The 13,655-nt window shown below is 43.0% G+C and carries 13 protein-coding genes and 1 pseudogene; 12 read left to right on the forward strand and 2 right to left on the reverse strand.

Annotation, left to right across the window (positions count from 1 at the left end):
- The first annotated feature begins 83 nt into the window (after positions 1 to 83).
- Positions 84 to 611, forward strand: a complete 528-nt coding sequence (locus QME20_RS15335; protein WP_231514307.1) for a hypothetical protein — start codon at positions 84 to 86, stop codon at positions 609 to 611.
- A 212-nt stretch (positions 612 to 823) separates the two neighbouring features.
- Here QME20_RS15335 and QME20_RS15340 read toward each other — a convergent pair.
- Positions 824 to 1,180, reverse strand: a pseudogene (locus tag QME20_RS15340) (transcriptional regulator); the annotation flags it as partial.
- 47 nt (positions 1,181 to 1,227) lie between these two features.
- Here QME20_RS15340 and QME20_RS15345 point away from each other — a divergent pair.
- The 7 genes from QME20_RS15345 to QME20_RS15375 all read left to right on the forward strand — a co-directional run bounded on the left by QME20_RS15345 (position 1,228) and on the right by QME20_RS15375 (position 7,687).
- On the forward strand, positions 1,228 to 1,608 hold the full coding sequence (locus QME20_RS15345; RefSeq protein ID WP_049588657.1) for a hypothetical protein: 381 nt from the start codon (positions 1,228 to 1,230) through the stop codon (positions 1,606 to 1,608).
- Between the two features lie 150 nt (positions 1,609 to 1,758).
- Positions 1,759 to 2,610 carry a DUF692 domain-containing protein gene (locus QME20_RS15350; protein ID WP_049588630.1) on the forward strand — a complete coding sequence of 284 codons (852 nt, stop codon included), beginning with the start codon at positions 1,759 to 1,761 and terminating at the stop codon, positions 2,608 to 2,610.
- On the forward strand, positions 2,607 to 3,371 hold the full coding sequence (locus tag QME20_RS15355; RefSeq protein WP_049588631.1) for a putative DNA-binding domain-containing protein: 765 nt from the start codon (positions 2,607 to 2,609) through the stop codon (positions 3,369 to 3,371). Before QME20_RS15350 ends, QME20_RS15355 begins: the two co-directional genes overlap by 4 nt.
- A 153-nt stretch (positions 3,372 to 3,524) precedes the next feature.
- Entirely contained in the window at positions 3,525 to 3,647 is a 123-nt protein-coding gene (locus tag QME20_RS15360) for a hypothetical protein (protein ID WP_256253717.1), read from the forward strand.
- A gap of 22 nt (positions 3,648 to 3,669) precedes the next feature.
- Positions 3,670 to 4,206, forward strand: a complete 537-nt coding sequence (gene apt, locus QME20_RS15365; RefSeq protein ID WP_014950051.1) for an adenine phosphoribosyltransferase — start codon at positions 3,670 to 3,672, stop codon at positions 4,204 to 4,206.
- A gap of 41 nt (positions 4,207 to 4,247) precedes the next feature.
- Positions 4,248 to 7,322, forward strand: coding sequence for a DNA polymerase III subunit gamma/tau (dnaX, locus tag QME20_RS15370; RefSeq protein ID WP_049588632.1), 3,075 nt, complete (start codon positions 4,248 to 4,250; stop codon positions 7,320 to 7,322).
- A gap of 38 nt (positions 7,323 to 7,360) precedes the next feature.
- On the forward strand, positions 7,361 to 7,687 hold the full coding sequence (locus tag QME20_RS15375) for a YbaB/EbfC family nucleoid-associated protein (RefSeq protein WP_014950049.1): 327 nt from the start codon (positions 7,361 to 7,363) through the stop codon (positions 7,685 to 7,687).
- A gap of 136 nt (positions 7,688 to 7,823) precedes the next feature.
- On the opposite strand, the gene QME20_RS15380 is transcribed toward QME20_RS15375, so the two are convergent.
- Entirely contained in the window at positions 7,824 to 8,612 is a 789-nt protein-coding gene (locus tag QME20_RS15380) for a ferredoxin--NADP reductase (protein ID WP_049588633.1), read from the reverse strand.
- Positions 8,613 to 8,879: 267 nt separating this feature from the next.
- Here QME20_RS15380 and QME20_RS15385 point away from each other — a divergent pair, with 267 nt between their 5' ends.
- The 4 genes from QME20_RS15385 (at position 8,880) to htpG (ending at position 13,529) form a co-directional block, all read left to right on the forward strand.
- Entirely contained in the window at positions 8,880 to 9,572 is a 693-nt protein-coding gene (locus QME20_RS15385) for a hypothetical protein (RefSeq protein WP_231514306.1), read from the forward strand.
- Between the two features lie 241 nt (positions 9,573 to 9,813).
- Entirely contained in the window at positions 9,814 to 10,761 is a 948-nt protein-coding gene (locus QME20_RS15390; protein WP_014950046.1) for a hypothetical protein, read from the forward strand.
- A gap of 5 nt (positions 10,762 to 10,766) precedes the next feature.
- Positions 10,767 to 11,366 carry a recombination mediator RecR gene (gene recR, locus QME20_RS15395; protein ID WP_014950045.1) on the forward strand — a complete coding sequence of 200 codons (600 nt, stop codon included), beginning with the start codon at positions 10,767 to 10,769 and terminating at the stop codon, positions 11,364 to 11,366.
- Positions 11,367 to 11,606: 240 nt separating this feature from the next.
- Complete coding sequence (htpG, locus tag QME20_RS15400) at positions 11,607 to 13,529, forward strand: molecular chaperone HtpG (protein WP_014950044.1); 1,923 nt, start codon at positions 11,607 to 11,609, stop codon at positions 13,527 to 13,529.
- Positions 13,530 to 13,655: the final 126 nt, after the last annotated feature.

A 13,655-nucleotide genomic window follows, 5' to 3' on the forward strand; every position in this document is an offset into this window, starting at 1 on the left:
TGCGGATGTTGAACGAGTCAAAAATCTCTGTTGGAGAGAGTGGATAAAGTTGGTCAATTAATTAATGCAATTGGTATTATCACGTGTTAGTTGAATGCATGCCTCCGGCCCGTTTGTTTGAACGTGTGAAGACTGAGAAGGTCGATGTCACAATTAATGTCAGAGGTACTTCAGCGTTAGATCAGAACGCTACATTTATAGACGCTCCATTTGTTTACTTATCTATTGTACTTCTACATAACGGACAACTTGCGGATGATAAGTCAATTTCGGCAATTCGCGGCTATGACTATTTAGGTATTCGACAGGCACTTCAGCAAGAAGGTTTTGAATTTTTTGATATGCCGACAAGTAGCGACGCGATTCACCTTTTTGATGTTGGAAGAACGTCTTATCTAATTAGCTACAAACAACCCTACCAATTTTATACAGAGTCCTTAGGTAGTCGATTGGTTGAGGTAAGTATTTCAGACAAGTTGACCATACCTTCCTATTTTGCAGTTTCAAATCACAGCAGGTACAAAGATGAACTTGTTGATAGTTTGAATCTGGTTACTACACATATAAGTGACTCTACAATATTAGAATCCTATCGAAGTGCGAATAAATAACTCTTTCCTTACCAAGCTGCACAACTGTTGCCTATACGAATCGGGCGGCTCAGTGTCAGGCACTTCATACTTGTGTCAAATAAAAAGCTCACAGTTAATATGGGAGTGGCAGCGAATGAAAATCTTTGTTATGAGAACATAACTTCTCTGTTGCAAGCGGCTGATACGCTTTTATATAAAGCTAAATTTCGAGGTAGTGAACAAATATGTTTAGGCCAGCACTGAGCAACGATCTCGTCAGAGGATACTACTTCTCCTTTTTGCTGACACAACAGCAGCAGAACATCCATGGTTTTCGGCTCTATAGTCCTCTTAAGCTTGCCGAGAGATAGAGTATTGCTGGTTACATCGACTTGCCATTGACCTAGATAAAATTGTTGCTTCACCGCGTTTACCCTGTACTTTTTGTAGGTACTGTACTTAACTTTTCCTGTTAACTTATTGTAAAAGTATGCAGATACACTTTTGTTAATATAAAACCTTTTAATATCAATGTCATAAAAATTAATTGTAAAAAAATTAATTTTTGTGAAATATCCTTTAGGCCCACAGGGTCTTTTAAAGTACACGTGCTTACTGTACGTTAAACATGACTAATATTATTGAGGGTACATCAATGAAACAAATCAAAAAATCATCAGTAGCGACAGCGTTGGGTGCAGTTGTAATTGGCTCTTTGGCGTCAACTGTTGCAGTAGCAGATGTAAATCCATTTGGTATGCAAGCATTAGAATCTGGTTACAGCCAATTCGCTGCGGAAGGCAAGTGTGGCGAAGGTAAATGCGGCGGCGACAAAGCAGAGAAAGAAGGCAAGTGCGGCGAAGGTAAGTGTGGCGGCGACAAGAAAGCTGAAAAAGAAGGCAAGTGTGGCGAAGGTAAGTGCGGCGGAGACAAGAAAGCTGACAAAGAAGGCAAGTGCGGCGAAGGCAAATGTGGCGGCGACAAGAAAGCTGACAAAGAAGGCAAGTGCGGCGAAGGCAAATGCGGTAGCATGTAACCGCCATTCAAAAAGCATAGTGTAGCTTGAAAAAGAATGATGAAGGCTACACGAGTTACGCTTAGCAAAAAAATGGCTGTCGAATGATGGCCTTTTTTGTCTAGTAACGTACGTTACAATTGTGCAATCCCATGCGGTAAAGGGGAAGATATGAAAAACATCTGTGGCGCAGGTCTTGGGTTTCGTCGGGAAATGCTAAAAGCGCTTTTACCTACATTGCCATCTGAAGTCGATTTTTGGGAAGTAGCCCCTGAAAATTGGATCCCACTTGGTGGGAAGTACCAAGAACAATTTCAGCAAGCGTCTTCGCAAGCTCCCTTTACAACTCATGGTTTATCTTTGTCTATCGGAAGTAGCGACAAACTAGATGTCGAGTTTGTAAAAACCGTTAAGCGATTTTTAGATGCAAACAATATTGCATTGTATAGCGAGCACTTAAGCTTTTGTTCTGGCAACGGGCATATGTACGATCTGATGCCAATTCCTTTTACTGAAGACGCGATTAAGCACGTAGTATCTCGAATTGTTCAAGTTCAAGATATCATCGAACGACCGCTGGTCTTAGAAAATGTCTCTTATTACATTGCGCCAGGCCAAGAGATGGATGAGCTTGAATTTACCAAGAGCATACTAAATGAATCGGGTTGCAAGATGCTTCTCGACGTAAACAATGTTTACGTGAACAGTATTAACCACAAATATGATGCAAAGGCGTTTATTAAGGGCTTGCCCTCAGACAAAATTGTATATGGACATATTGCAGGTCATTATGATGAAGCTGAAGATTTAAAAGTTGATACACATGGGGCAGATGTCATTGAACCAGTCTGGGAACTATTGGAATACGCTTACCTCACACATGGCGTATTTCCTACATTGTTAGAGCGTGACTTTAATATTCCCCCCTTAAACGAATTGCTGGCGGAAGTGAAGAGAATTAAGCAAATTCAAGCAAGATGCGAAGTTGCCATAGCGTCAAAGGTTAAAGGAAGTGTCGCGTGACCCAGTCATTCCATGCCACCCAGAAAACGTTCGTTGATGCGATCAAAGATCCTCAAACATATTGCGGTACCAACGCCGATCACGCTCGTCGAATGAAAATCTATCAATCCCTGTTTTTTAATAACATCGACAACTTCGTCAGCACCGGGTTTCCGGTTCTAAAATCCATCATAGTAAAACAGTATGGTGAGAAAGGGTGGGAGAGCATTGTGCGGCAGTTTTTTATTGAGCACGAATGCCGCTCTCCTTATTTTGCTGAAATAAGTAAAGAGTTCGTTGAGTACCTTTCAACAGAGCCAAACTTCGATTTTACTCTGCCTGACTTTGCTGCGGAGCTTGCTCACTATGAGTGGCTTGAGCTTGACGTTAGTATCAGAAAAAATGAAGATAATGTTGAGTTCTATCAGCAAGAAAACAATGTTTCCGCCATTAGAGTGTCACCGTATGCCTCGTTGGCGGCATATCAGTTCGAAGTCCATCTAATTGGTGAGGATTATATCCCAGAGCAACCTGCCGAAGAACAGCAGTTCTACGTTGTTTACAGAGACCGTGAGTTTGACGTTCAATTTGCTCATGTTAATCCGGTGACGGCTATTTTAGTCAACACGCTGGAACAAAATGAACTGGGGATGGAAATAGAACAATTAGCTGAGTCGTTGTGCCAACAACTTCCCCAAATTCCTTCAAACGTGCTTATAAATGGTATGAACCAGACCCTCACTGACATGTTACAAAAAGGAATACTGCTTCCAGTATCCTAAGTAACCATTACTATTTACCTGCTTTATATTAAACTTTCGCCAGGATCTGGTCTGAAAGTGAGCGATCGATCATATTAGCGCTGTCAATCGGGCTTGCTTTCGATTAACATTTAGCACCATTTTTTTGTTCACAAAATTGTTTAGGTAGTGCAAATGGCTGACAATTCAGATTTCAAAGAAGTCTATAACAAGTGGTACTTTCTAGCATCGCTAGTAACTCTAATCGCGTTCCCGTTGATGCATATCATCGCCGGCTGGTTCACCTTCTGGTTATAACGCAGACATTCAAGGCATAATTGTGACTGCAGAATATATTAAATCAGTAGTGAAAACCGTACCTGACTATCCAAAGCCAGGTATTTTATTTAGAGATGTGACCAGCGTTTTAGAAGATCACAAAGCATTTAGTAGCTGTATCTCGTTACTTGTAGAAAAGTATCAAGGTATGGGATTTACCAAGATAGCAGGTACTGAAGCACGCGGGTTCCTTTTTGGTGCGCCATTGGCCATCGAAATGGGCATTGGTTTTGTTCCAGTGAGAAAACCCAACAAACTTCCTCGTGAAGTAGTTAGCGAGAGCTACGAGCTTGAATATGGCATGGATACATTGGAAATCCATAAAGATGCCATTGAGCCAGGTGATAAAGTCCTTCTTATTGACGATTTACTTGCAACTGGTGGAACGATAGCCGCTTCTGCGAAACTAATTCGTTCACTAGGCGGTGAAGTAAACCATGCAGGTTTTGTTATTAACTTACCGGACCTAGGTGGCGAGAAGAAATTGAGTACGCTTGATATAGAAAGCTACTCTATTTGTGAGTTTGAAGGCGAATAATCGCTATAAAGCATAACTAGCAAAAGGCGAAATACGTAATAATGAGTTATCAGGTACTAGCAAGGAAGTGGCGACCGGGCAAGTTCAGTGAACTTGTGGGTCAGGAACATGTTGTCTCTGCCATTTCAAATGCTTTGGATAACGATCGTCTACACCACGCTTATCTGTTTACAGGTACGCGAGGCGTAGGTAAAACTACCATTGCACGTATTTTTTCGAAAAGCCTTAATTGCGAAGAAGGACAAGGGGCAAATCCTTGCGGTCAATGTAACACCTGTAAAGAGATAGAGCAGGGGAACTACGTTGATTTGTTAGAGATTGACGCTGCATCAAGAACCAAAGTTGAGGATACTCGCGAGCTTCTTGATAACGTGCAATACAAACCTACTCGCGGGCGTTACAAAGTGTACCTTATCGATGAGGTACACATGCTTTCAAAACACAGCTTTAATGCGCTGTTAAAAACGCTGGAAGAGCCACCTCCACATGTTAAGTTCTTACTGGCGACCACTGATCCTCAAAAGCTTCCGATAACCATCTTATCCCGTTGCTTGCAGTTTAACTTGAAAGCCATGTCTCGGGAGCAGATTGTTGGACAGCTGCAGCATATTTTAGAGCATGAACAGCTACCTTTCGAGCCACAAGCGCTAACGCTTTTGGCAAGAGCCGCCCAAGGTAGTATGCGTGATGCGCTGAGTTTAACAGACCAAGCGATTGCACAGGGTGGAAATCAAGTGCTGGCATCGGTGGTAACCGATATGTTGGGGCTGATGGACAAGAACCAGTTGCTTAAAGTGGTTCATGCGGTAGTAAGTAAAAGTCCTGCCGATGTATTGCAGTTGGTCAATGACATCGCAGAGCAAGCCCCCGATTATGACAACGTACACAGCGAATTGGCTAGCCTGCTGCACCAAATAGCGTTAACGCAATGGGTGCCTGAAGCATGTAAGCTAGAAACCACATCGGCTAAAGCGATATTTCAATTAGCGAAAACTATTCCAGCTGAGCAAGTGCAGCTGCTTTATCAGATTGCACTGCAAGGAAGAAAAGACTTACCGTTTGCTGCGGATGGAAAAAGTGCGTTTGAAATGACATTGATGCGAATGATGTCGTTTGCTCCAAACACCCCCATCGACGACGCGGCAAGTGAAATTGAAAACGGGAGGAGTGAGCATAGTTTACCTGTAGATCATGTTTCTTCCAGTGGTGGCCCGGGAAACGTCGGTAAGCAGAAGGAAGCGCCGTTAAGCGAAACTTCTGCAACCAATGTGCAGAAGGAGAGGCCTTCACATCTATCGGTTGAATCTACCTCTGCTCAGTCGTTAGAAGGTGCGCCATCTACCCCAGATTCACTTGCTACATCAATAATTGAAAAAGAGCAGCAAGAACAATCGACGTCTCCATTTGAATCACAGCAAGAGCAGAAACACGCAGCCGCTGATGAAAGCGAGTTGAGTGGAAGTGATACTCTGGCGGCGCTACCTCATGCAGAGTCAGGTGCAACGACAACTCAAACAACGGCACTTGAGCGTGATGCTTCATATGATGATGAATCCGTAGAGCCAGCTCCAACTTCGTCTTTTGAAGAGCAACCCGTAGAAAACACCGCGGTACAAGCGGTACAAACAGAAAGCGTTGCTGCAGAGCTTGAACCAACGCCAAGTGAAGTCAGTGCGCCCCATAACGAAGCAGCGCAATATTTCGATGGACCTCCGTTAGATGCGTACATGGACGATATGCCACCTCCGTCAGAAGATGATGGTTCCTTAGGTTTTGAAGGTTTTCAAAGCGCTGAGGGTTTTCATAACGCTGAGGGCTCTCATAACGCCAAAGGCTCTGATAAAAACAGCGAGTCGTTGGCGCACGAGAACGAACCGTCCTCATTAACCGCTGAAGAGCAGCTTACCTCTACGGCTGATATGTTGGCACTTCGTCAAAAGTTAAAGCAAAGAAAAGCACAAGACGCAGAGTCAAAAAGTACCAGCGCAGCAAATGCTAAGACCGAAAGTGCAAGTGATATTCAAGCGCGCTTTACCAGAAGTAAAGCCGAGGCGTTGAGTACTGCACAAACTGCACATGGAGTTAACAAGGGTAGCGATAATAGTGCAGGGCAGGCTAACGCTGATAACGAAATCAAGAGTGGTGATTTAAACCCCGTTGGGCATGAAGACAGCCGTGAGCTGCAAGACCATAGCCCTGAGCCTCTAAATAGTAGCCCAGAGCTTAGAGAGAACACCCCGGAGCGTATAGATAGCGGCTCAGAACATAAAGATAATAGTGTTGCGCGCGGTGACACTCCTCAACTGGAAAGTACAAATTCAGGCTCGTCTTTAGGTAATACTCACGCGCATTCTTCTGACACTATGCATACTAGCGAGTCAGAAAAGAGTCATTCTAGCTCAAACAACACGAGCGATTTCTCGCTTGATGAATTTGAAGAGGATATGCCTTTTTCAAATGACGAATCTGAGGCGCAATCAAACTCGGAAACACCGGTTGAGGATATGCCACCTTGGGCTACTGATTACGATAATCAACCATCTCAACACGTTGAAGGTGCTGACTATGTTGAAGCTCCCTCAGATAGCAGCTCCAATTACGGCAATTCCCCAGAGCAAATGGAAAGTGCGGGAGATCGGTCTTTTGCACGGGATGCTCTAAATTTTGATACGCCGCTGAGCAGTACCTATGACGGGCAGTTAAAAGCGTACTTAAATGACGGAAGCAAATTAACTCACGCTAGCCAAATTGACGAATGGAGCAATCTAGTTGAGCAAATGCCAGTTGCTGGTCTACTCAAACAATTGGTGCTGCACGCATCATTTTCTCGAGCGGGCAATCAAGTGTCCCTTGAAATTGACCATAGTCAGACGCATTTATTAAATGATAGTGCGAAAAAGCAATTGGTTGATGCAATCCATCATGGGTTGGGTGAAAACGTTGAAGTAAATATCACGTTAGGTGAACCAGCATCTACACCTTTTGCGTTGCAACAAGAGATTCATGCCATGCGCCATGCGCATGCACACTCGGTGATTAAAACCGACGATACAATTCAAGCATTGCTATCGACTTTCGATGCGTCAGTGCTAACCGATTCGGTTAAAGCGCGATAGCAGAATTATTAACACCAAAACGAAGCGAGACAAAAATTATGTTTAAAGGTGGAATGGGCAATATCATGAAGCAGGCGCAGCAAATGCAAGAGCGCATGCAAAAAGCACAAGACGACCTAGCCAAAATTGAAGTAACAGGTGAAGCGGGTGCAGGCATGGTTAAAGTAACCATGACGTGCAACCACAACGTGCGTCGTGTAGACATTGATGAGTCATTGATGGACGACGACAAAGATATGGTTGAAGATTTGGTTGCTGCAGCATTTAACGACGCGGTACGTCGAGTTCAAGAAACTAGCAAAGAGAAGATGGGTGATGTAACTGGCGGAATGCCATTACCTCCTGGCTTCAAAATGCCGTTTTAAATAATTATGTAAAGCTAGAAGCGATACAGCTTGCAAGTATTTTGCGAGTGAAATCATAGAAAGTCGCCGGCAACACGCCGGCGATTTTTATTGAAAACTTAAAATGTTGCCGATGGTCAGGCAAATGCGTTGCGCATTACTTTTCTATAAATGCTTGTTCAATTACATAATGCCCCTGACGACGCGAGTTAGCTTTCGAGAAGCCCTTGTCGTCTAGCATAGACATAAGGTCTTGTAGCATGTTGTCGTTGCCACATAGCATGAATCTGTCATTTTCAGTGTCTAATTCAGGCATACCTATATCATCCATCAACTTTCCGCTTTCAATTAGCTTCGTTATCCGTCCTTCGTGAGCGATACCGTTTTTCTCATAACTTTCTCTCGTGACAGTAGGATAGTAAATGAGTTTCTCACGCACTTCGTCACCGAAATAAGGGTTGTTAGGAAGTTGGTGCTCAATTTCGTCTTGATAGGCAAGTTCAGAGCGCCACCGCGTTCCGTGAACTAATATAATTTTTTCAAAGCTTTCATAAATGAAAGGATCTCTGATAATACTCATAAATGGTGCTAGACCTGTACCAGTGCTGAGCAAATAAAGATGTTTTCCGGGTAACAAGAAACCAGGCACGAGCGTACCTGTAGGCCTAACATTAATCATTACCTGGTCACCAGGTTCTATATTTTGAAGGCGAGAAGTAAGCGCACCATCTGGCACCTTAATACTAAAAAATTCCAATTCCTCATCATAATTTGGGCTTGCGATGCTGTAGGCCCTCATCAGTGGCCTACCATCTACTTCAAGACCAATCATAACGAATTGACCACTTTCAAAACGAAAAGATGATTCTCTCGTTGTTTTGAAACTAAACAGAGTGTCATTCCAATGGTGAACTTGGGTTACGGTTGCGTTTATAAGATTTCGCATTCGTTTTCCTACTTACTTAGTCATCAAGCCATGCTGCCATTCTCGCACACTTTACAATATGATAATAGTTATCATTAACGTTTGTGGTGTCGGTATACGCACGTAAAATCTAACGTGCTATCAGTTTTAAATAAGTATTTTTAGCAATAGTTCAACCAGGCCTTTCTTCCGTAACATTAAAACACTGTCACATTCAGTCATTTAGCTTGCGCATAGCAAAGGAACACAAATAATAGAATGTGGCAGTTCGAAATGAGGGAGGACGCTGTGTTAGCAAAAATGTTAAAACGCTTTCAGGCCCAACGCGATTGTGCCGTCGAAAACCCGTCTATCAATAATACCGCTGTATCCCTTTGGAAGGACACAGGCCAAGTCTACTATCTAGAGAACACGCTGAAGGTTACTTATCAGTCCAACACGGGAAAGATAACAATTGAAAAGCTCTCAATGACGTCTTTACCTCAAGTTCTTGCTGAGCTTCAAGCATTGGATACCGTCTCAACGCTAGCGCGAAAGGAAACTGCTAATCAGGTGGATGCATTTAGTGTTAGTGTGTGTGGTGTAACTTGGCAAACCGCAGACAATGGTCAGAGCGTCCGTATTAAAGCGCTTCCAGAAGCTGCTACTCTGCGCAGCCCTACTGCCTGCTTCACAAAGTCTCAAGCAATTTTCAAACACGCCTTTATGCTTGAACATGATGACTTACTCACACCTGCATCATTGAGTAAGCCCGGGATCTTTACATACAATCGGATATCGTTAAATGATTTCATTAGTCAGTTAGCGCTGGCTAACGAAAAGTTAGCAAATGGGCAAAAAGCTACAGTGAGCGTTGGTCACCAAAATTTTGAAACTGCATTTACTGACCATGAGCAGTCAATCATTGAAAAATTCATAAAGCACGATGAAACCGTATTCAATAAAGATGGACGTCAACGTCTACTTACTGATAAAGGTTAGGCTTGTTTTCAGCATGATACGTTGATAATTATGGGCTGATACACAGCTTACAAATATTGAGCGCATGCCCAACTCATCGACATTAACTGTAAAATCTCATTTAACCGTTGTTCCGTAGAAAAAGTGTCCCAAATAGTTGAATGATCGTTGTATCATTGCGTTTTTTATCTTTCAGAAAACTCAACGTGTTCAGTTAACCGCTAATCGCGAAAGTTAACTCGTTAAAATAGAGGTTTTAGTAGTGCTAAGGAAAGGCTTAGTTATCACCACGGTTATTTTACTACCCATCGCAACTGTGTTGTTTTTTATGAGTATTCACGACCTGTTTAAAATGAAAACAGTAACGGTCGACCCGAAGCTTAAGGAAATTTCAGGTATAGAATACGATAAATACAAAAGGCTTTGGGCCATTAACGACAGTGGCGATGGACCCATCCTTTATATGCTCAATAAAGATGGAACTATTGAGAGGGAAGTTACAGTTACAAATGCCAAAAACGTCGACTGGGAAGACATGACACAAAACAGTTTCGGTCATTTCTTTTTGGGAGACTTCGGCAACAATGACAACAAGCGACGCTGGTTAACGATTTATAAAATTGAAAACCCCATTGACATAAAAACCGATACCACAGAAGCAGAAATCATTAAGTTTACTTACCCGGAAATGGGAAAAGGAAAAGTAAAACCGAAAGACAAGAACTACGATTTGGAAGCGTTTGTAGAGTACAAGCGTAACCTCTACCTGTTTACAAAAAATAGAACAAAACCCTTCGATGGCATCACCAAGTTGTATAAGGTGGGGGATCATGCCGCTAACTTTGACGCACAGCTCATCGGCGAATTTAAAACCTGTACCACCCTTGAAAAGTTATGCTGGATCACATCGGCTGCAATAAGCCCTGATAGGACTAAACTGGTGCTGTTAGATTCAACAAGCCTGTGGTTATTTGAAAATTTTGAAGGCGATAACTTCTTCAGTGGCGATGTGTCGCGTATTGATTTAGGCGTAGTCACACAAAAAGAGGCAGTGACGTTTTATGACGACAACACGCTGGTTTTCACCGATGAAGAGTACAAGGGGTTATTTGGGGGCAACATTTATGAAGTTAAGCTCGACCAAGCAAAGCGGAACGTGATTAAATACCGCGAAAGCTCGAATCAAAAAGAAAAAGCACCAAAGCAGTAAATACTATGAAGTTCAGTCCGCTACTCTCAGAATTAATTCAGGCACTAACGTGTCTTCCCGGCGTTGGCAACAAGAGCGCTCAGCGTATGGCATTCCACCTATTAGAGCGTAATCGCACTGGGGCAATTGATTTAAGCAACGTATTACACAATGCCATGGAGCATATTCATCATTGTAAGCGCTGCAGAACATTTACTGAAGACGAGCTATGTGACATTTGTCGTCACCCTGAAAGAGAAGCAAGTGGCTTGTTATGCATTGTTGAAAGCCCACAAGACGTACTAGCAATCGAACAAACCTTAAGTTACAAGGGGCAGTATTTTGTGCTTATGGGTCATTTGTCTCCTATTGACGGCGTTGGGCCAGAAGAAATTGGTCTTACTGAGCTTGAGGCTCGTCTTGCCGCAGGTGGGATAAATGAAGTTATCCTCGCCACAAACCCGACTGTAGAGGGGGAGGCCACGGCACATTATATCGCTCAACTTTGTGCAAGCCATAACGTTGATGCGTCTCGAATTGCCCACGGCGTGCCGGTTGGGGGAGAGCTCGAGTATATTGATGGTAATACTCTCACCCACGCATTTTCGGGTCGCCGCAAACTATAGTACTGTAAATTGGGGTATACCCATTCTTAGTAATTAAAACACTCAACGTGGGTCCGCATCTGGCGGGCCTACGTCACGTTCTCTCTTATCGCTCGCCCACAAAATACTCAACATCAAACTTTATTGAAGATAAATCTCCTTATAAAAAATAAATTTTCGTTCTAAACGTTGAAAAGTGCGTTGAGCGACCTTACCTGTTTAACATCAAACGTGATCCATTCAACGAGGAGATATTGGATTATGGCTGAAGCAGCCCACAAAGAAACCCACGGTTTTCAAACAGAAGTAAAACAGCTTCTTCATCTGATGATTCACTCTTTGTATTCAAACAAAGAAATTTTTCTACGTGAGTTAGTGTCAAACGCGGCAGATGCTGCGGATAAGTTACGCTTTCGTGCGCTAGAAAATGACAGTCTTTACGAAAACGATGGCGAGTTAAACGTAAAGCTTAGCGTCGATAAAGAAGCAAATACCGTCACCATTACCGATAACGGTATTGGTATGACTCGCGATGAAGTCATTGCGAACTTGGGTACAATTGCTAAGTCAGGCACTAAAGACTTCTTTAGCAAACTTTCTGGCGATAGCGCTAAAGACTCACAACTCATTGGCCAGTTTGGTGTTGGCTTTTACTCTGCGTTCATCGTAGCTGACAAAGTAACGGTGCGAACTCGTGCTGCTGGAGCAGATGCATCGCAAGGTGTTGAGTGGATTTCAGACGGTGAAGGTGAATTCACTATTGCCGAAATCAACAAGCCTACACGCGGCACCGAGATTACGCTTCACCTACGCGAAGACGAAAAAGAATTTGCTGATGCATGGCGTTTACGCTCTATCGTAAGTAAGTATTCTGATCACATCAGTATTCCTGTGCAGATGTGGAAAGATGAAGTGCCTGAAAGTGAAGGCCCTGATGGCGAAAAAATTGAAGGCCAGCCTGGTGAATGGGAAGTTGTAAACAAAGCCACCGCTCTTTGGACTCGTGAAAAGTCTGAGATTACTGATGACGAGTATAACGAATTCTACAAGCATATCTCTCATGACTTTGCTGATCCTCTTGCATGGGCGCATAACAAAGTAGAGGGTAAAACAGAATATACAAGTTTATTGTATATCCCTTCTAAAGCGCCGTTTGATATGTGGAATCGCGACCAAAGTCATGGTCTTAAGCTTTACGTTCAACGCGTTTTCATTATGGACGACGCCGAACAGTTCATGCCTACTTATCTACGTTTTGTTAAAGGTTTGCTAGACAGCAATGATCTTCCGCTTAACGTGTCTCGTGAAATTCTACAGGACAATAAGATAACGCAAGCGCTACGCCAAGGTTGTACTAAGCGCGTATTACAGATGCTTGAAAAAATGGCGAAGAACGACAATGAAAAATATCAGTCGTTCTGGAATGAATTCGGCAACGTGTTAAAAGAAGGGCCGGCTGAAGATTTCAGTAACCGCGAGAAAATTGCTGGCTTGCTACGCTTCTCTTCTACACACGGTGAGTCTGATGCACAAACCGTATCATTAGCTGACTATATTGAGCGAATGAAAGAAGGCCAGGATAAGATTTACTATGTGACAGCAGATAGCTTGCAAGCTGCCAAGTCTAGTCCTCACCTTGAGATTTTCCGCAAGAAAGGAATTGAAGTGCTATTGATGGGCGAGCGCATTGACGAATGGTTAATGTCTCACCTTACTGAGTTTAACGAGAAGCAGTTTGTCTCAATTGCGAAAGGAAACTTAGATTTAGGCGACTTAGAAGACGAAGAGTCTAAGAAGGCGCAAGAAGAAGCAGAAAAGCAAGTTGAAGGTGTTCTTGAGCGAGCTAAAACAGCACTTGGCGATAAGGTCGTAGACGTTAAATTTACCCATCGCTTAACAGACTCACCTGCAGTCATCGTAGCAGACGACAATGGCATGACTACGCAAATGATGAAGCTTATGCAGGCAGCAGGGCAGACCGTGCCAGACGTGAAGTATCACTTTGAACTTAACCCTGAGCATAGCTTGGTGAAGCTGCTGGCAGATACCCAAGATGAAGAGCTGTTTAATCAGTGGGTAGGCGTATTGTTTGATCAAGCTGCATTGTCAGAACAGGGTAGCTTGAAAGACCCATCTAGTTTTGTACAGAACTTGAACACGTTACTAATGAAGTTAGCGAAATAAAGCAATAAACCATTAGGTTTACATTTAAAAACGGGCGTAATGCCCGTTTTTTTATTTCTACGACTAACAAAAGTAAGTTTGGCCATTTTATTGTGCTATATTTTGGCGGTCTAAAATTTCAAGTTA

Source organism: Alteromonas sp. CyTr2 (genome assembly GCF_947311905.1).
Classification (GTDB): Bacteria; Pseudomonadota; Gammaproteobacteria; order Enterobacterales; family Alteromonadaceae; genus Alteromonas; species Alteromonas macleodii.